Origin of the sequence: Pseudomonas sp. App30, from assembly GCF_047947025.1 — a bacterium.
Classification (GTDB): Bacteria; Pseudomonadota; Gammaproteobacteria; order Pseudomonadales; family Pseudomonadaceae; genus Aquipseudomonas.
The window spans coordinates 805,930-824,770 of the sequence record NZ_CP133165.1 but is presented as its reverse complement, the minus strand read 5'-3'; the positions used below and the strand labels follow the sequence as shown (position 1 = coordinate 824,770).

Annotated in this window: 14 protein-coding genes; 9 read left to right on the top strand and 5 right to left on the bottom strand. The window is 66.9% G+C overall.

Annotation, left to right across the window (positions count from 1 at the left end):
- Nucleotides 1–87 precede the first annotated feature (87 nt).
- Both RAM80_RS03575 and RAM80_RS03570 read right to left on the bottom strand, forming a co-directional pair.
- Nucleotides 88–972 carry an alpha/beta fold hydrolase gene (locus tag RAM80_RS03575; protein ID WP_416424860.1) on the bottom strand — a complete coding sequence of 295 codons (885 nt, stop codon included), beginning with the start codon at nt 970–972 and terminating at the stop codon, nt 88–90.
- A complete protein-coding gene (locus RAM80_RS03570; RefSeq protein WP_416424859.1) occupies nt 969–2,048 on the bottom strand; it encodes a sugar phosphate isomerase/epimerase family protein in 1,080 nt (359 codons plus the stop codon). The genes RAM80_RS03575 and RAM80_RS03570 overlap by 4 nt, the downstream gene beginning before the upstream one ends.
- A 107-nt stretch (nt 2,049–2,155) precedes the next feature.
- Here RAM80_RS03570 and RAM80_RS03565 point away from each other — a divergent pair, with 107 nt between their 5' ends.
- Complete coding sequence (locus RAM80_RS03565) at nt 2,156–2,737, top strand: TetR/AcrR family transcriptional regulator (RefSeq protein WP_416424858.1); 582 nt, start codon at nt 2,156–2,158, stop codon at nt 2,735–2,737.
- A 175-nt stretch (nt 2,738–2,912) separates the two neighbouring features.
- Here RAM80_RS03565 and RAM80_RS03560 read toward each other — a convergent pair whose 3' ends face one another.
- Nucleotides 2,913–5,039 carry a TonB-dependent receptor family protein gene (locus RAM80_RS03560; RefSeq protein WP_416424857.1) on the bottom strand — a complete coding sequence of 709 codons (2,127 nt, stop codon included), beginning with the start codon at nt 5,037–5,039 and terminating at the stop codon, nt 2,913–2,915.
- A 253-nt stretch (nt 5,040–5,292) separates the two neighbouring features.
- On the opposite strand from RAM80_RS03560, the gene RAM80_RS03555 reads away from it, so the two are divergent.
- Nucleotides 5,293–7,341: a TonB-dependent siderophore receptor gene (locus RAM80_RS03555; protein ID WP_416427406.1), complete on the top strand. Its 2,049-nt coding sequence runs from the start codon at nt 5,293–5,295 to the stop codon at nt 7,339–7,341.
- Nucleotides 7,342–7,452: 111 nt separating this feature from the next.
- Here RAM80_RS03555 and RAM80_RS03550 read toward each other — a convergent pair whose 3' ends face one another.
- Nucleotides 7,453–9,018 (bottom strand): EAL domain-containing protein, encoded by a 1,566-nt coding sequence (locus tag RAM80_RS03550; RefSeq protein ID WP_416424856.1) that lies wholly within the window; start codon nt 9,016–9,018, stop codon nt 7,453–7,455.
- Between the two features lie 642 nt (nt 9,019–9,660).
- Between RAM80_RS03550 and RAM80_RS03545 the strand changes: the two genes are divergently transcribed.
- From RAM80_RS03545 to RAM80_RS03515, 7 genes are all read left to right on the top strand, one after another.
- Complete coding sequence (locus tag RAM80_RS03545; RefSeq protein ID WP_416424855.1) at nt 9,661–9,987, top strand: hypothetical protein; 327 nt, start codon at nt 9,661–9,663, stop codon at nt 9,985–9,987.
- Entirely contained in the window at nt 9,984–10,259 is a 276-nt protein-coding gene (locus RAM80_RS03540) for a hypothetical protein (protein WP_416424854.1), read from the top strand. Before RAM80_RS03545 ends, RAM80_RS03540 begins: the two co-directional genes overlap by 4 nt.
- A gap of 503 nt (nt 10,260–10,762) precedes the next feature.
- On the top strand, nt 10,763–11,806 hold the full coding sequence (locus tag RAM80_RS03535) for an ABC transporter substrate-binding protein (RefSeq protein WP_416424853.1): 1,044 nt from the start codon (nt 10,763–10,765) through the stop codon (nt 11,804–11,806).
- A gap of 14 nt (nt 11,807–11,820) precedes the next feature.
- Complete coding sequence (locus tag RAM80_RS03530; RefSeq protein WP_416424852.1) at nt 11,821–12,438, top strand: glutathione binding-like protein; 618 nt, start codon at nt 11,821–11,823, stop codon at nt 12,436–12,438.
- A gap of 10 nt (nt 12,439–12,448) precedes the next feature.
- Nucleotides 12,449–13,498, top strand: coding sequence for an AraC family transcriptional regulator (locus RAM80_RS03525; protein ID WP_416424851.1), 1,050 nt, complete (start codon nt 12,449–12,451; stop codon nt 13,496–13,498).
- Nucleotides 13,499–13,626: 128 nt separating this feature from the next.
- Nucleotides 13,627–15,981: a TonB-dependent receptor gene (locus RAM80_RS03520; RefSeq protein ID WP_416424850.1), complete on the top strand. Its 2,355-nt coding sequence runs from the start codon at nt 13,627–13,629 to the stop codon at nt 15,979–15,981.
- Nucleotides 15,982–15,988: 7 nt separating this feature from the next.
- The gene (locus RAM80_RS03515) at nt 15,989–17,317 is read left to right on the top strand and encodes an LLM class flavin-dependent oxidoreductase (RefSeq protein WP_416424849.1); all 1,329 of its coding nucleotides are present in this window, start codon (nt 15,989–15,991) and stop codon (nt 17,315–17,317) included.
- An 8-nt stretch (nt 17,318–17,325) separates the two neighbouring features.
- Here the strand turns inward: RAM80_RS03515 and RAM80_RS03510 are convergent, their stop codons facing one another.
- Complete coding sequence (locus RAM80_RS03510; RefSeq protein ID WP_416424848.1) at nt 17,326–18,774, bottom strand: sodium:solute symporter family protein; 1,449 nt, start codon at nt 18,772–18,774, stop codon at nt 17,326–17,328.
- Between the last annotated feature and the right edge of the window lie 67 nt (nt 18,775–18,841).

Genomic DNA, 18,841 nt, shown 5'->3' with positions numbered 1-18,841 from the left:
TAGCCGCTGCCGGCAGGCTGCGCTGGTCCAGGTGTGCGCTGAATATCTCCAGTGCATGCAAGGGCCAGCGCAGCCTGTCGGCAGCGGCTACGGGGCTCGGTGCAAAAACGCCAACACATGCCGGATGAACTCATCCGGCGCTTCCTCCATCACAAAATGCCCGCACCCTTCGATGATCACCCCTTGCACCTGCCGCGCATGGCCTTCCAAGGTGCGCAACGGCGCGTCGCCCGTGGCGTGCTCGGCGCCAATCGCCAGCACCGGCATGGCCAGCGGCCGTTGCGCGCGCAGCTGGTTCTGGCGAATGGTCTCGGGAATGGCGCGGTAATAGGCGAAACCGCCGCGCAGCCCGCCGGGCGCTGAATAGGCGCGGATGTAGGTGTCGGCCGCCACGGCATGACGGCGGAACGCCCAGCGGTCGAACATGAACGTCAGGTACGCCACTTCCCGGCCCGTGATCAGCAACTCCGGCAGATCGCGCACCTGGTTGAACAGGAAGTGCCACAGGAAGATGTTCTGCTCCGGCGCCACGAATATCGGCGGTGCTTCGGCCAGGCCCGGTATCACCGCCTCCGTCATCACCACGCTGCGCACCGCCTCGGGGTAGTCACTGGCCAGGGCGTAGGCGATCCACATGCCCACGTCGTGGCCCACCAGGTGGAAGCGCTCGTGGCCCAGTTGTGCCATGGCCTGCCGCAGCAGGCTGGCGACGCTGCCGGTGTCGTAGCCCTGTTCGGGGCGGTCGGAGTCGCCCAGGCCCGGCGGGTCCACGGCAATCGCCAGGTAGCCGGCCGCCGCCAGGGCCTGCATCACGTGGCGCCAGGCGTACCAGGTCTGTGGCCAGCCCGGCACCAGCAGCACCGGCGTGCCGTTGCCGGCGGTCACGCAGTGCAGGCGCAGGCCCTGCACGCGCACGTAGCGGTGGGTGAAAGCGCTGTCGCAGGGGGTAGCAGGGTCAACAGGCAGGTTCATGGGCAGGCGCTCCGTGCGGGTGGGGTGATGCCAAGCAGTTGTTGGATTTGCGCGGTGGCCAGGGGCGTGCCGGCGAAATCATCGAACACCCGGTCGGTGACGCGGATGATGTGCTGGTTGATGAAGGCCACGCCTTCGCGGGCGCCGTCTTCCTGGTTTTTCAGGCAGCACTCCCACTCCAGGGTGGCCCAGCCGGGGTAGTCGTACTGGGCCAGCTTGGCGAAGATCGCCTTGAAGTTGACCTGGCCGTCGCCCAGTGAGCGGAAGCGGCCGGCGCGCTCGGCCCAGTCGCTGTAGCCGCCGTAGATGCCCTGGCGGCCGGTGGGGTTGAACTCGGCGTCCTTGACGTGAAACATGCGGATGCGCGCGTGGTAGATGTCCAGGTAGCTGAGGTAGTCCAGTTGCTGCAACACGAAATGGCTGGGGTCGAACAGCAGGTTGCAGCGTGGGTGCTGGCCCACCCGGTCGAGAAAGCGTTCGAAGCTGGTGCCGTCGTGGAGGTCTTCGGCTGGGTGGATTTCGAAACACAGGTTCACCCCGGCCGCCTCGCACTCATCGAGGATCGGCCGCCAGCGCCGCGCCAGTTCGTCGAACGCCGTGTCGATCAAGCCTTCGGGGCGCTGGGGGAAGGGGAACAGGTACGGCCACGCGAGCGAGCCGGAAAAGGTGCCCAGCTCGGTCAGGCCCAGGCGCGCCGACGCCCGGGCTGCCAGCTTCACCTGCTCGACGGCCCAGGCCGTGCGCGCCTCGGGGCGGCCGCGCAGGTGCTGCGGGATGAAGCCGTCCCACATGGACTCGTAGGCGGGGTGCAGCGCCACCAGCTGACCGTGCAGGTGGCTGGTCAGCTCGCTTGCCTGCAAGCCATGTTCGGCCAACAGGCCCTTGATGTCGTCGCAGTACGCCTGGCTCTGCGCCGCTTGCGCCAGGTCGAACAGGCGTGCGTCCCAGGTGGGGATCTGCAGGGCCTTGAAGCCTTGGGCGGCGGCCCAGGCCGCCAGGTTTGGCAGGTTGTCGTAGGGCGGCTGCGCGCTGCTGAATTGGGCCAGGTGCAGGCTCGGGCCTTTGAGGGTTCGCATGGGTCCATCCTATTGTTTGTCGATCGACAAAGAATAGGATTCGGCGATGACAAGCGTCAAGCGCAACTGCGTTAAACTGCGTGCTCTCGATTTCCAGGCGGAACCACATGGCAGGGCGACCACGGCAGTTCGACAAGCAGCAGGCACTGGCACAGGCGATGCGGGTGTTCTGGGAACACGGCTATGAAGGCACGTCGATGTCGGCGCTGGTGGAGGCGCTGGGCCTTGCTTCGGCGCGCATCTACGCGGCGTTCGGCAGCAAGCAGCAGCTGTTCGAGGAGGCGGTGGCGCTGTACGAAAGCGGCGAGGGCGGTTTTGCCGAACGGGCGCTGGCCCAGGCCGATATCGGCGCGGCCATCGGCCAGCTGCTGCGCGACGCGGTGGCCACCTACACCCGCGCCGACCACCCGCGTGGCTGCCTGGTGGTGAGCGCGGCGAACGGCGTGGCGGCGGAAAACATCGGCGTGCTGAACTGGCTGGCGGGGCACCGCCAGCAGCGCACCCGGTCGATCATCGAGCGCCTGCAGTTGGCCCAGGCACAGGGGCAGCTGCCGGCGACGGCCGATGTGCAGGCATTGGGGGACTTCTACGCGACGTTCCTGCACGGGTTGTCGGTGCAGGCCCGCGACGGGGTGCCGGCGGTGGCGTTGTTGCAGGCGGTGGCGCAGGCGTTGAAGTTATTGCAGTGACGCCCCCGGGCGATGCCTCGCGTATGGGACGCGGCCTGCGGCCGCTGCTACGGGGGCGCGTGTCATTCGCGTCGTCTGCATCGCGGCCAAGGCCGGCTCCTACCACGTACGGCGTAGGAGCCGACTTTAGTCGCGATGCAGACGACGCCGGTTCAAGACAGTTGCTGCTACGGGGTCAGCGCAGGCTCCAGGATACGCCCAGGTATACGCCCATCCCTTCGCCGGGCGTGGAGCGCGCGGCGTCCACGCCCTTGTCGTCGTAGCCTGGGGTCACGGTGGCGGCGTAGTGCTGGTTGGTCAGGTTGCGCATGTCCACCCAGGCCTGCCAGTCGCCCTTGGGCGCGTTGTAGCCCAGGGTGGCGCCGAACAGGGCGTAGGCGTCGGCGTAGTAGCTGTCGGCGTAATCCACCGCCACCTTGGACACCAGCTGGGTGTTGGCTGCCGCGAAGAAGCCTTGCGGCCAGTCGTAGCGCAGCTCCGCCTGGTAGTCATGCATGGGCAGGCCGGGCAGGCGGTTGCTGCCGAACTGGTCGTCGTTGCGGTAGTGGAAGTCGCTGAAGGTGTAGGCCTGGCGCAGGCTCAGGGCGCCGACGCCGTCGCGCGACCACAGGGTGCTTTGCAGGCTGGCTTCCACGCCCTGGTGCACGGTGGGGCTGGCGTTCAGCTCGTAAGGCGTGGTGGCGCTGGCATCCGGCAGCACCGACAGCAGTTCGTGGCGCACCTGGGCGTAGTACCAGGCCAGGCTCCACTGGCCGGCGACGCTGTCGCCACGGCCGCCGATTTCCACGGTGGTGGCGGTCTGGTTGCGCAGCGCCACGGGCACGCGCTGGGCGCCGGTGGCCACGCCGCTTCCGGCGGGGAATAGCTGGTTGGAGCTGTAGATCAGCGACCAGGGGTGCGGCGCTTCCACCGAGCGGCTGAGGTTGCCGAACAGCTGCACGCCGGGCGTCAGCTGGTAGCGCAGGCCCAGGCGCGGCGCATAGTCCCAGTCATGCAGGCTGACCTTGCCGCCGCCCGCCGGGTAGGTGACCGCGCTCTCGCGACGGGTGTAGATGGCGGCGATGCCGGTGGTCAGCCACAGGTCGTCGGCAATTTCCAGGTCGTTGCTGAAATGCAGCACCGTGTCCGAACCCTGGTAGGTGAAATTGCGGATGCGCGTGCCCGGCGCGTAGCCCGCGGTGTTGCCGGTGGGGATGCGCACGAACTCGCTGGCGCCGTCGTTGGGCAGGTGCTTGGTCACGCGCAGGCCCAGGGTGCTGTTGCTTTCCAGGCCCCACAGGGTGTCGCGGCGCTTGTAGTCGAAGGTGCCGCTGACGTCGGTGTAGGCCACCTTCAGGCGGTTGGGGCCTTCGCGCAGGTCCATGGGGTAGTCGTGGTACACCAGCCCGGTCTGAATGCTGGAATCGTCGTCGATGTAGTAGGTGGTCTTGTTGCCGATGAAGGTGCTGCCCGGCTCGTCGCGCTGGTAGTCGCGCGCCTCGTACGTGGGGTTGGCCGCCTGGGCGTGGTGCTCGATGGAGTCCTTGGTCACGCGCCCGGCCAGCTCGTTGTCGGTCTCGCGGTGGCGGATGTAGAAACGCGTTTCCAGGTTCGGGTTGAAGCGGTAGCCGACGTTGGCGATCACCCCCTGGCTGGTGCTGGCGGTGTGGTCCTGGTAGCCGTCCGACTGTGCGTCGGTCACCGCCACGTAGTAGTCGAAGTCGCCCAGCACCTGGCCCGAGCTGACCTGGCGCTGGCGGTAGCCGTGGCTGCCCATGGCGTAGCGCACTTGCAGCAGCGGCGCGTCGTAGCCGCTGTGGCTGACGTAATTGATGGCGCCGCCCAGCGCCAGGCCGCCGTAGTCGAAGCCGTTGGCGCCGCGCAGCACCTCCACGTGGTCCAGCCACAGCGGTTCCAGCAACTCATAGGGCGTGCCGCCCGGGCCGGTCAGCGGCAGGCCGTCGAGCATGGCGTAAATGCCCGAGGCGTGGGCGCCCGGCGCGCGGTTGATGCCCGAGCCGCGAATGGAAATCTTCACCCCTTCGTTGCCCGCCGACTGCGCGTACACGCCCGGCTGGTAGGCCAGCACGTCCTGGTTGCTGGCTACCCGGCCCTGCAGGGTTTTTTTCATGTCCACCACGTTGGTGCCGCCCGGCACCTGGGCCAGGCGCGCGTTGGCGTCTTCGGCCCCTTGGTCGTCGCCGCTGCCGTCCTGGCCCTTGATCAGCACCTGGCCCAGTTCCATGTCCTGGGCATCGGCCAGCCCCGGGCAGCACAGAGCAAGGCCCAGCAGGGCGGTGGGCAGGGTTTTCGGCGAACGCATGGTGGTGGCTCCAACGGGGGGACAAGAGAGTGGTGCGACGCACTGGGAGACGAGCGGAGCACAGGAAAATTTGCCTGCTGGCCAAGCAATATTACGAAATGTGAAAAAATTGTCGAAATTTCATTGGTAACTGGGTTAGATTCTCATTCACACTTTGAAAAAGAATCGCATTCTCACCTAAACCGTTACAGGAAGTCTCGCCTTGAAACATCGCCTCCCTGCCAGTTTGTTGCTCGCCGGTGCCTGCAGTGCCATGCCCCTGGCCTACGCAGACGACATGACCCTGCCGGCCACCCAGATCGAAAGCAGCAGTGACAGTAGCCAAGGGCAGAGCGTGGGGTATCAGGGCGAGCCGGTGTCCAGCACCACGCGCCTGGGCCTGACCGACAAGGAGACCCCGCAGGGCGTGACCACCATCACCCAGCAGGAGCTGAAGGACTTCAAGATCACCGGCATCAAGGACGCCCTGCGCGCGGCGCCGTCGGTGACCGTGGAGCAGACCGAGACCGACCGCACCGAATTCACCTCGCGCGGCTTCGACATCAACACCTTCGAATACGACGGCATGGGCATGCCCTTCGTGGGCACCGTGCTGGTGGGCGAGCAGGACCTGGCCGAGTACGAGCAGATCGACGTGCTGCATGGCGCCAACGGCCTGATGAGCGGGGCGGGCAACCCCTCGGCCACGGTCAACTTCGTGCGCAAGCGCCCCACCGACACCTTCCAGGCGCAGATCAACACCAGCGTCGGTTCGTGGGACAACCGCCGGGTGGACGTCGACGTCTCGGGCCCGCTGACGCCGACCGGCAACGTGCGCGGCCGCTTCATCTACACCCACGACAAGGGCGATTCGTGGATGGACCGCTATGGCCACGAGCGCAACGTCGCCGCCGGCCTGCTGGCCTTCGACCTGTCCGAGGCCGACACCCTGACCGTGGGCTTTTCCCAGCACAACAGTGATTCCAACGCCAGCACCTGGGGCAACCTGCCGTTGGTGGACAGCAGCGGCAACGCCATCCACTACAGCAGCCGCGGCGCCAACATCGGCCAGCCGTGGACGTACTGGAACCTCAACACCCAGCGTGCTTTCGCCGAACTCAAGCATGATTTCGGCAACGGCTGGAACGCCACCCTGACCGCCACCGCGGTCAAGGAAAAGCAAGACACCAACATGCTCTACGTCTACCAGGTGACCGGTGACGACGCCACGGTGTACGCCAACCACACCAGCAGCGAGGCGCACCAGTTGCTGGGCGAGGCCAAGCTGTCGGGCCCGTTCACCCTGTTTGGCCGCGAGCATGAGCTGACCATCGGCACCGCCTACGGCCGCACCCACCAACAAGGCCGCGAGTACGATGTGAGCGCCGATGGCTCGTATGAGACCTCGTTCGCCGGCATCCTGGCGGGCAATGCCGCGTTGCCTGCGTTCAACTACACCAGCGACGCGCTGACCCAGAACTTCGTCGACACCCAGCGCAGCGTCTACGCCGGCGCACGCTTCAGCCTCACTGACGACCTGCACTGGATAGCCGGCGCGCGCATGCTCAGCGCCGATGCCTCGGGCAGCAGCTATGGCGCCGACTACTACACCCACGCCCACGGCAAGGTGACCCCGTACACCGGCCTGGTCTACGACCTGACCCCGCAGTGGAGCGTGTACGGCAGCTGGACCGAGATCTACACCCCGCAGTACAACGTCGGCGCCGACAACAAACTGCTGGCGCCGCTGGAAGGCAAGAGCACCGAAGTGGGGGTCAAGGGCAGCCTGATGGACAGCCGCCTCAACGTCACCGCCGCGCTGTTCAAGGCCGACCAGCGCAACGTTGCCGAGGACGCCGGCTACAACGGCGTGCAGGAAGTCTACAACCCGGTGGACTACAAGAGCCGCGGCGTCGAGCTGCAGGCCTCGGGTGAAGCGCTGCCGGGCCTGGACCTGCTGGCGGGCTACACCTACGTGCACATCGAGAACGACGACGGCGACCGTGCGCGCAAATACGTGCCTACCCACAGCGTGCGCGGCATGGCCACCTACCGCCTGCCGTTCATGGAACAGGCCAAGGTGGGCACCCGCGTGAGCTGGCAGAGCGCGGTGCAGAACGACGACAACAGCGCCATCCGCCAGAACGCCTACGCCCTGGTGGACCTGATGGCCAGCTACGACTTCAACAGCAACTGGAGCACGTCGCTGAACCTCAACAACGTCTTCGACCGCAAATACCTGCTGTCGCTGTACAACAGCGCCACCACCGCCAGCTACGGCGCCACCCGCAACGTGACGGCGTCGGTGACCTGGAAGTATTAAGGGCGCGCCCCACCCCGTAGCAGCTGCCGCCAGGCGGCGTCACCGGCACCGCGGTTTTCCAGGATTACCGCGTGCGCCGTGTGACGCCGCCTGGCGGCAGCTGCTACGGGGTCAGGCAACCGCTTTGCAGCGCTGGATGAACTGCCCCAGTTCATCAATCGGCATCGGCTTGCCGAAGAACCAGCCCTGGGCCAGCTGCACCCCGGCATCGCGCAGCACGTTGCGCTGGTGCTCGGTCTCCACCCCTTCGGCAATCATCTTCAGCTTCAACGAACGGGCTATCTCGATGATGTGGAACAGCAGCGGGCTGCTGCTGCGCGCCTCGCCGATCTCGTCGACGAACGCCTTGTCGATCTTCAGGTAGTCCAGGTCGTAGGTGGCCAGATACGAGAGGCTCGAATTGCCGGTGCCGAAGTCGTCGATCGCCACCTTGAAGCCTTTCGCGCGAATCGACAGCAGCACTTCCCTGGCCTTGTCCGGCACCATCAGGCCGCGCTCGGTGGCCTCGATCAGGATGTTTTCCGAGGTGCCGCCCGAGGCGCGGATCAGCGCCTGCAGGCGTTGCTCGGTCTGCTCCGAGTGCAGGTCCTCGGCCGAGAAGTTGATGGCGATGTGGGTGTCGGGGTTGTCCTTGATCAGCTGCACCGAATCGTTGGCGACCATCTCCATCACCTGCGCGGTCACCTGCTGGATCAGGCCGTTGGCCTCGGCGGCGGGAATGAACTCCATCGGGCTGATCAAGCCGCGCTCCGGCTGCTTCCAGCGAATCAACGCCTCGGCGCCCACGCACCTGCCGCTGCGCAGGTCCATCACCGGCTGGTACAGCAGGAAAAACTCGCGCCGGCGCAGCGCCCGCAGCAGTTGCGACTTGAACGACAGCCGATGGCGTACGCCCAGGTACAGCAGCACGCCAACGATCAGCCCCGACAGGCCGCCCACCGCCAGGTAACCGGGCAGCACGGCCCACACCCTCTGCGCGACCCGCGCCTTGGGCATGGCAGCCAGCACCGAGGAGTCGCGATCGGTGGAGGGCTGGATGAACACGTATTTGCCATCGGCGAAGAAGGCCACGGGTTGCCGTTGGTACTGTGCCAGCCATTGCGGCTTGAACTCGCCGCGCGAGCGCACCACCACCTGGTCGCTGTTGCGGAAATGGGTGATGTCGATGTCGGTCTGTTCGCCCACCACGTCCAGCACCAGGCTGGGCACGATAATCCCCGCGTAGCCGTCGTGCTCGTTGATCGCGAACATTTCGCCCGGCGCGTCCGGTAGCATCACCCGGCTCCAGCGCCGGCCGCTGCTGGCGGTCACATGGCTGGCCGGGCCCAGGTCCACCTGCTGGCGCGCCGAAGGCAGGGTGGAACACAGCAGACGGTCGCCCTGGATGTACGCCAGCCCTTGCAGGTAGCTGGCCTCCAGCAGCAGGTGCTCCATCAGCGCCAGGTGGTCCGGCGAGCAGGGCGCCAGGCCGGCGTGTTGCTGGGCCGCCACCGCCTTGTCGACCTGCGCCTGGGTGCTGGCGGAGCGGTGAATCACGTCGGCAGTAATGTCGGCCAGATAAACGCGCGCCACGTCGTGCCCGCTTTGCACGGCCAGGTAGGCCGACAGCGCCACGGCGCCGATAAAGATGCCGACCGCGGTGGCGGCGGCCAGTTTTCGCAAGGTCCTTCTGCGCATGGGGGGGGCTCGGGGATGGGAATGGAGTGAAGCGTAGACGAGGCGGCACGCGGCGCACCCGGACGCTGCCTGGGGGGTGTGCGCCGACTCTTGTAGCAGCGGCCGCAGGCCGCGTCCTGGCCCCTGAGTGCGCTGAATATCTTCGGCGTGGAATAGGGCCAGCGCAGCCTGGCGGCAGCGGCTACGGGGAGCGGATTCCACCGGAGTGTGCGGTGTTTTCGGACGCGGCCTTTGGCCGCTGCTACAGCGTTGTGCCAATAAGGCCAGATGCGGGCTTCGGAAATTTCCTAGGAAATTTCACACAAAATCTGAAATAATCATCCTACGTGCAGCAAATGATGACAAAATGTTTCTATCTTCGCTGTTCGTGGTTTTTGCTTGCGCCTTGATTTCAGGACGTCTACTCTCCGCCCGCCGTTGCCAATTCAACGGCCGGGTTTGGCCACCTGAGGAATCAAGGCGCACCAGCGCTTCCATGAGCACGAGGCAGTTGCATGTCTGCGTGAGGCTCTATGGCGGCTGTGCGCGGGAGGGCTTCGGCCCTGCCGGGTTCCTTGATCCCCGGTTGGCCAACCTGCGTTACAGCCGCCACCCCTTCGTTTGGCCACGAACGTGGCGGCTCCATGATCAAGGAGTCTGACGATGGTGAAAATAACCCCCGACCCACCCGATATCCCGCTCAGTGGCATAGACATAGACCTCAAGGACCTGCTCAGCCTGGCGCTGCTGCAAGGCCTGCCTGCCAACCTGCCACGAGTCCCGCATTATCTGCATGCGCTCAAGCGCACCCTCGACCGCGCTCACCAATCGCTGGATCTGCTGGAACAGCGCCTGCCTATTGTCGACGCAGTCGTCGCTGAAGAGCCCTTCATCCAGGAAGCGCTGGATGCCGTGCGCGGGCAGTTGCTGTTGAGTCATGTGCTGACCGACTCCGCCCTGAACCACTGTGCAGGAGCATCCACCTCATGACCGATTCATTCACCACTTACCACGCCTTTGGCCCCTGCGCGGGGGACTTGCCGATCCTGGCGGTGCGCGACGGTATGCCGGTAACCGAAGTGCTGACTCAGGCGTGCGAGTACATGAAGGGCGTGAGCGCCGGCGCTGCGGAGCTGGTCGAGAATTGTCCTGCACATCTACGCGCGCTGGCGCGTCAGGTGGAGCACGCAAGCGAAATCGCCCGGGCGTTGGTGGAGGCGTCGGTGGCGGGGTTGGAAAGGGCGAGCGCGGAACCCGCGTAGCAGCGGCCGCAGGCCGCGTCCTGCCTCCTGAGTGCGCTGAAGATCTTCGGCGTGGAATAGGGCCAGCGCAACCTGGCGGCAGCGGCTACGGGAGAGGTTTCCACGGTAGTGCGCGGTGGTTTTGGACGCGGCCTGGGGCCGCTGCTACAGGGTGGTGTGCGCTGATTCTTGTAGCAGCAACGTCGTCTGCATCGCGACTAAAGTCGGCTCCTACGCCGTGCGTGGTAGGAGCCGGCCTTGGCCGCGATGCAGGCGACGCGATCGATGAAGGTACACGCGCCCCCGTAGCAGCGGCCGCAGGCCGCGTCACGGGAACGCCGCTGGGTCCCGGACGCGGCATGGTGGTTATGCTTTTCAGGCATGGGCAGTGGGACTCAAGGCCGGTGCGGTATATGCATTAATCGCCTAACCACCAGATTTTTTATTATTTTATTTTTACCCCCACACAAACCTATCGTGCGCCTCACTTCCACCTTTCCGCTGGAACCTGCAGGAGCACCGCCATGCCATCGTCCCGTTTCTTCCGTCCGCTGTTCACGCTTTCCCTGGCTGCCGCCCTGGTGTCCGGCTGCGCCTGGGCCGATGACGTCAAGGAGATCCGCATCGCGGTGCCGGACATCAGCGCCGGCCCTACGCCCAGCGGCGCCGGTATCACTGATGTGCTGCGCGACCAGCAGAGCCTGGAGAAGGAGTTCGCCAAGGACGGCATCAAGGTGCGCTGGGACTTCTTCAAGGGCGCAGGGCCTGCGATCAACGAGGCGTTGGCCAACGGCCAGGAAGACTTCGCCTACCTGGGCGACCTGCCGGCCATCGTCGGCAAGGCCAGCGGCCTCGACACCCGCCTGTTGAGCGCCACCGCCCGCGACATCAAGCTGTACCTGGCGGTGCAGCCAGGCAGCGGCATCACCTCGCTGGAAGCGTTGAAGGGCAAGCGCGTGGCGATTTTCCGTGGCACCGCCACGCAGTTGTCGTTCGCCTCGGCCCTGGCCAGCCGCGGCCTGAAGGAGAGCGACTACAAGGTCATCAACCTCGACTACAACGCCGCCAACACCGCCCTGGTGGCCAAGCAGATCGACGCCACCTGGGCCGGCGCCGGGCTGATCGCGCTGAAGGCCAAGGGGCTCGCCGAACTGCCGCTGACCACCGTCGACCTGGGCGGTGCCGGCAGCGTGCAGACCGTCCTGCTCGGCCGCGGCGCCTTTGTCGATGCGCACCCGGACCTCACTGCGCGCCTGCTCAAGGCCCAGCAACCGGCCGTGGCCTGGCTGCGTGACGAGGCGCACAAGCAGGCCTACGTCGATCTGGTATCGCGCCTGGCCAGCTACCCAGCGGCTATCCTTGCCACTGACGCCGCCGACCAGTCGTTCGCGCGCATCTTTGACCCGCAGCTGGACAGCAGCTTCACCGGCAACCTGCAGCACAGCGTCGACCTGGCCTTGCAGGCACGGCTGATCCGCAAGGGCTTCCAGGTCAGCAGCTGGGCCCAGCCGCAGTACCTGAACGCGGCGCTGCAAACCGCGCCGGACGCCACCCAAGCCAGCCGCTAAGCCGAGGACCTGCCATGACCACCCTGTTCATCTACCCGGGCGCTTGCTCCCTTGCCGCCCACGTCGTCATCGAAGAGCTGGACTTGCCCATCGAGGTCGAGCAAGTCAGCCTGACCCCCGACTCGCCGTACCGCCAGCTCAACCCCCAGGGCCGGGTGCCGGCGCTGCGGCTGGACGACCTGACCCTGCTGACCGAGAACACCGCGCTGCTGCCGTACCTGGCCGACCTGCGCCCCGGCACGCCGCTGTTCGCACCTGCCGGCAGCGTGGAGCGGGCGCAGATCCAGGGCTGGCTGGGCTACTTGGCCACGGAGGTGCACACCGGCGCCTTCCGCAGCATCAACCGCCCCGAGCGCTTCACCCCGGACGAGCAGGCCTACGCCGGCATCCGCAGCAAAGGCCTGGAGCGCCTGGCCGAGGCGCTGAAACCCATCGAGGCGCGCCTTTCGGGCCAGGACTGGCTGGTGGGTAACCGCTTTACCATTGCCGATGCCCATTTGGGCGTGTTCGTGGGCTGGAGCGCCCGTGCCGGCACGCTGCTGCAGGCGTTCCCGGCGCTGCAGGCGTTCCTGGGCCGCTACCGCGCCCGTGAAGCCGTGGCGCGCACCCTGGCCGCCGAAGGGCTGGCCTGAGGAGCTGCCGATGTCGACGCTGCACACCATCGCTACCTGGGCCCAGGTGATCGCCCGCACGCTGGAGGCGCGCGGCATCGCCAGCGCGCCGCTGCTGCGCGAGGCTGGCATCGGCCCCTGCAACCTGCACGACCCCAACCAGCGCATCGCCCTGGCATCCATGAGTGCGTTCTGGCGTGCGGCGCAACGGGCCAGCGCCGACGAATGCTTTGGCCTGGGCGTGGCGGCGTGCAGCTACCCCACCGACTTCCACGGCCTGTACTTCGCCGCGCAAAGCAGTGCCACCTTCATCGAGGCGCTGGAGCGCGGTGTGCGGTTCGCGCCGGTGATCACCACGGCGGCGCTGCTGACCCTGGTGCGCGGCCCGCAGGTGACGCGGCTGATCTACGGGGTGCCCGACGGTGCGCGGGTGGAGCAGGTGGCCAGCGAGGCGTCGATCGCCTGCTCGGTGCGCTTCACCCGCCAGACCTGGCCGGGCATGCCCATCGTGCAAGGCGTGCACCTGGCGCGGCCGACCCCGGCCGACCCCCAGCGCTGGGAGGAGCTGCTGGGCTGCCCCATCCAGTTCAACGCCGCCGACAACGCCATCGACTACAACAACCGCTGGCTGCACACGCCGCTCAACACCGCCAACCTCGACGTTGCCCAGGGCCTGGACGCGGTGCTGGATGGCTACCTGGAACGCCAGCGCAGCCTGAACCTGCCCGAGCGGGTACGCGCCGCGATTCTCCGCGACCTGCCCCTGGGCGAGGTGCAGCAGAGCCGGGTGGCCGACGCGCTGGGCATGAGCGTGCGCAACCTGCACCGCCACCTGCTCAAGCACGCCACCAGCTTCAAGGCGCTGCTCGACGACTGCCGACGCCAGCTGGCCTTCAGTTACCTGCGCCGCACCGACTGCTCCATCAACGAGATCTGCTACCGCCTGGGCTTCAACGAGCCCAGCAGTTTCAATCGCGCGTTCCGCCGCTGGACCGGTGCCAGCCCCGGCCAATGGCGCCGCCATGACCAGGGTACGGCGCCGCTGCCGGCGCCTGCGCAGCACCTGTCCATCGCCGTCTGACCCGGTGGCCGAGGCGGACCATGGTTTGTCCGCCCAGGCCCCAAATCTTCCTGTACCGCTGCCTAGCATGGGCACCCTGAACGTGCATTTGGCCTACGTCGCCGCACGCCACCAAGGAGCCTTCGCCCATGCTGTCACGTTACGCGGCCACCACGGCCCACCGCCTCAAACCCCTGAGCCTGTCGCTGGCCATCGCCTTGCCGGGGGCGCTGTGGCACGGCGCCGCTCAGGCGGCCGATGACACCCCGGCAACGCCCGACAGCGCCCAGGCCGACAGCACCGGCAGCCCGCGCCTGGCGCCGGTGACCGTCACCGCGCGGCGCCGCGCCGAGGCCTCCCAGGACGTGCCCACGCCCATCACCACCCTCAGCGGCGAGCAGCTGGAAAGCCAGCGCCTGTACAAGATCCAGGACCTGCAGCAGACCCTGCCCAGCGTCAACGTCGCCTATGTGCACGCCCGGGTGTCGAGCTTCGCGGTGCGCGGCATCGGCAACAACCCGGCCAGCGACGGCCTGGAAGGCAGCGCCGGCATCTACCTGGACAACGTCTACCTGGGCCGCCCGGGCATGGCCGCCTTCGACATGCTCGACGTCGACCAGCTGGAGCTGCTGCGCGGGCCCCAGGGCACGCTGTTTGGCAAAAACACCACGGCCGGGGTGCTCAACATCACCACCAAGGGGCCCACCTTCACTCCCGAGCGCAGCGTGGAAGTGTCGGGCGGCCAGGACGGCTATTTCCAGGGCAAGGGCACGGTGTCCGGGCCACTGACCGACACCCTGGCCGGGCGCCTGTCGTTCTACCGCACCCGCGACGATGGTTACCTGGACAACAAGCACGACAGCCGCACGCTGCTGGGCGGCGAGCGTGAAGGCCTGCGCGGGCAGCTGCTGTTCAAGCCCGACGACGATTTCAGCCTGCGCTGGATCAACGAATACAACAGCGAGAACTCCAGCAGCGGCAGCAGCGTGATCTACGGCGCCGGCCCGCTGTTCTGGCGCCGCGCCACGCTGGTGGGCGCCAACCCGATACTGGGCCACAGCAACATCGACGGCCGCCAGAACGTCAGCGTGCACCAGAACGCCAGTTCGCTTGAAGCCAACTGGAACCTGGCCGGCGGCTACACGTTGACCTCCATCAGCGCCTACCGCTACTGGCACTTCAACCCGGCCAACGACGCCGACCAGCTCGACGTGCCGGTGCTTCGCGACTTCGGCTACGAGGTGCACGACCGCCAGTTCTCCCAGGAGATCCGCCTGGCCTCGCCCAAGGGCGAGCACTTCGACTACGTGCTGGGCGCCTACGCCTTCAAGCAGAACCTGGGCAACCGCATCTTCACCGACTTCGGCCCGCTGGCCGACCTGGACCTGATCGGCGCCAACCTCAATGCGCTGAACAACCTCGACAGCAAGGTCAACGGCAAGGTCGACACCGAGAGCTACGCGCTGTTTGCCCAGGGCACCTGGCACCTGACCCCGCGCCTGGACTTCAGCGCCGGGCTGCGCGGCACCTATGAAGAGAAGGACGCCAGCGTGCAGCGCTACGCGCCCACCGGTGGCGGCGCCGCGGTGGTGATTCCCGGCGTGGTCGACGGCAACGCCATCCGCGCCAGCCAGGTGGGTGCCTATGACAGCGGCAACCTGCACCTGCACAACGCCGCGCCGTCGATGCTGGCCAGCCTCAGCTACCGCTTCAGCGACGACGTGCTGGGCTACACCTCGCTGTCCCACGGCGAGAAGTCGGGCGGGGTGAACCTGGCCGTGGCCTCGGCGCCCAGCGCCGGGGCCGAGTCCTTGCTGGTAGGGCCCGAACGCGCCAACGACGCCGAGCTGGGCATCAAGAGCCAGCTGTTCGACCACCGCCTGCAGCTCAACGCCAACCTGTTCTGGACCGGCGTCAACGGCTACCAGGCCACCACCTACTACCAGCCGCTGGGCGCGCTCACCGGCTACCAGCTGCTGACCAACGCCGGCAGCGTGCGCTCGCGCGGGCTGGAGTTCGAGGCCACGGCGGTGCCGGTGCGCGGCCTGACCTTGAACTTCAACGGCTCGTTCAACGACGTCACCTACCTGTCGTTCAAGGACGCGCCATGCCCGGCGGAAAACACCACCGCAGCCACCTGCGACCTCAGCGGCCAGCGCGTGGCCGGCGCCTCGCGCTGGATCGGCAACCTCAATGGTGAATACAAGTGGCTGCGTATCAACGGCATCGAACCCTACGCCACCGCCAGCTACGCCTACCGCTCCGCCAGCCAGGGCACCCTCGACAACTCCGAGCTGGCGCGGATCGACGGCTACGGCCTGGCGAACTTCTCGGTGGGCGCGCGGGTGGGCTACGGCGACGGCCTGATCGACGCCTCGCTGTGGGTCAAGAACGCCTTCGATCGCGAGTACTACCTGGCCGTGGGCAACGGCTCCAACGGCCTGTACACCGCCTCCCCGGGCCAGCCGCGCACGGCTGGCATTACCCTGCGCTACGACTTCTGAGGTGCACATGAGCAACAGACAAATGAGCCTGGGCGCGTTCCTGATGGGCAGCGGCCACCACGTCGCCGCCTGGCGCCACCCGCGCGCCTGGGCCGGCGGCAACCTGGACTTCGCACACTTCAAGCGCCTGGCGCAAACTGCCGAGCGCGGCAAGTTCGACGCGATTTTCTTCGCCGACAACCTGGCCCTGATGGGCTCGCCGGAGCTGGGCCAGTACACCACCGCCGGCGATGTCTTCGACCCGCTGGTGCTGCTGTCGGGGCTGGCCACGGTCACCGAGCGCATCGGCCTGGTGTCCACCGTGTCCACCAGCTACAACGCGCCGTACCTGCTGGCGCGCAAGTTCGCCTCCCTGGACCACCTGAGCAACGGCCGTAGCGCCTGGAACCTGGTGACCTCGGCCACCGATCTCGAGGCCCTGAACTTCGGCCGCGAGGAGCATTTCGAACACGGCGACCGCTACCAGCGCGCCGAGGAATTCATCGACGTGGTCACCGGCCTGTGGGACAGCTTCGAGGACGACGCCTTCGTGCACGACAAGGCCAGCGGCGTGTACTTCCAGCCGCACAAGCTGCACACCCTGGGGCACCGGGGCGACTACTACCAAGTGCGCGGGCCGCTGAACATTCCGCGCACGCCGCAAGGCCACCCGGTGTTGATCCAGGCGGGCTCTTCCGAGCCGGGCAAGGCGTTGGCGGCGCGCACCGCCGAGGTGGTGTTCACCGCGCAGCAGACCCTGGGCAACGCCCAGGCGTTCTATGCCGACCTCAAGGGGCGGCTGGCGGCCCATGGCCGTGGCCGCGACGAGCTGAAGATCATGCCGGGCATCTCGCCGGTGATCGGTCGCAGCCAGGGCGAGGCCGAGGATATTTTTGGCGAGCTGCAGGCGCGGCTTGATCCGCGGGTAGGGCTGGGGCTGCTGGCCGGGATGGCCGGTGGCATTGACCTGTCAGGGCATGACCTGGACGGCCCGTTGCCGGAGCTGCCGGTGAGCAACGCCATGCAGAGCCGCCAGGCGTTGTTCATCGACCTGGCGCGGCGGGAAAACCTGAGCATTCGCCAGCTGTACCTCAAGGTGGCGGGCGCCCGTGGGCACCACACCGTGATCGGCACGCCGCAGGCGGTGGCCGATACCCTGGAGCAGTGGTTTGTGGAGGGGGCGGGCGACGGCTTCAACATCATGCCGCCGATACTGCCGGGCGGGCTGGACGACTTCGTCCAGCAGGTGGTGCCGATCCTGCAGCAGCGCGGGCTGTTTCGCCGCGAGTACAGTGGCACCACCCTGCGCCAGCACTTGGGGCTGGCGCGGCCCGGCAATCGTCATGCCGGGCCCTAGGGAGCGGGTCAGTTGCTGGCCACGGCGCCGTCGAAATCCTGTTCGCTGTCGCGCTTGTTCAGCGGCGGCAGCAGCGAGCCGATGATCATGCCCAGGGCGCTGATCAGCAGGCCGGCCAGTTGCGGCGGCCACAGGTCGCCGTCCTGGTGGGTCATTTCCAGCAGGCCCCAGGAGCTCAGGCCGAAGATGATCGCGATGATCGCGCCCTGGTTGGTGGCGCGTTTCCAGAACAGGCCGAAGAACAGCGGCACCACGGCGGCTACCAGGGTCACCTTGTAGGCGTTGCCGACCATCTCGTAGATGCTGGAGTTGGAGTACAGCGCGAACAGGCAGGTGAGGGCGGCGCCCACGGCGATGGTGATGCGCATGGCCAGCAGGAACTGGCGGTCGGTCATGTTCGGGCGCATGCGCTTGAGCACGTTCTCGGTGAAGGTCACCGACGGCGCCAGCAGGGTGCCCGAGGCAGTGGACATGATCGCCGACAGCAGCGCGCCGAAGAACATGATCTGCGCGAACAGCGGGGTGCGTTCCATGATCAGGCGCGGCAGGATCATCTGCGCGTCGGTGTCCAGCAGGTCGCTGACCATTTGCGGGTCGATCATGGAGGCGGCGTAGGTCAGGAAGATCGGCAGCATGCAGAAGGTCAGGTAGCAGCAGGCACCGGCGATGGAGGCGCGCGAGGCGATTTTCTCGGTCTTGGCCGACATCACCCGGGCGTACACGTCCTGCTGGGGAATGGAGCCGAACATCATGGTCACCGCGGCGCCCAGGAAGCCCAGGATGTCCTTGGCCGAGGTGCTGTGCACCATGGTGAACTTGCCGGCTGCCGCCGCATGCTCGATCACGTGGCCTGCGCCGCCGGCCATGCTGCCCAGCAGGTAGGTGAGGTAGACCAGGCCGCAGACGATGATCAGCATCTGCATGGAGTCGTTCATGGCCACCGACCACATGCCGCCGAACAGGGTGTACACCAGCACGATGCCGGTGCCCAGCAGCATGCCTTCGGTGGTGCTGATGGCGCCGTCGGAGAGCACGTTGAACACCACGCCCAGGGCGGTCAGCTGCGCGGCGATCCAGCCCAGGTACGAACCGATGATCACCAGGCTGACGAACAGCTCCACCTTCGGCCCGTAGCGTTTGCGGAAGAAGTCACCGATGGTCAGCATGTTCAGGCGGTACAGCGGGCGGCAGAACACCAGGCCCACCAGCATCAGGCAGCCGAACGAGCCGAAGGGGTCTTCGATGATGCCCGAGAAGCCGTTTTTCATGAACGCGGCGGGAATACCCAGCACCGCTTCGGAACCAAACCAGGTGGCGAACACCATGGCGGTTACCACGGGGAAGGACATGCTGCGGCCAGCCGCCGCAAAGTCCTTGGAGTTCTTGACACGAGTGGAGGCGTAGAAGCCGACACTCACAGTGATCAGCAGGTAAACCGCGACAAACCAGATCAGCATGTGTTCTTCCCGTTCGCACGCGCAGCCTGGCCAGGGCGAAAACCTGGGCACACGCTGGCGAGGCGCT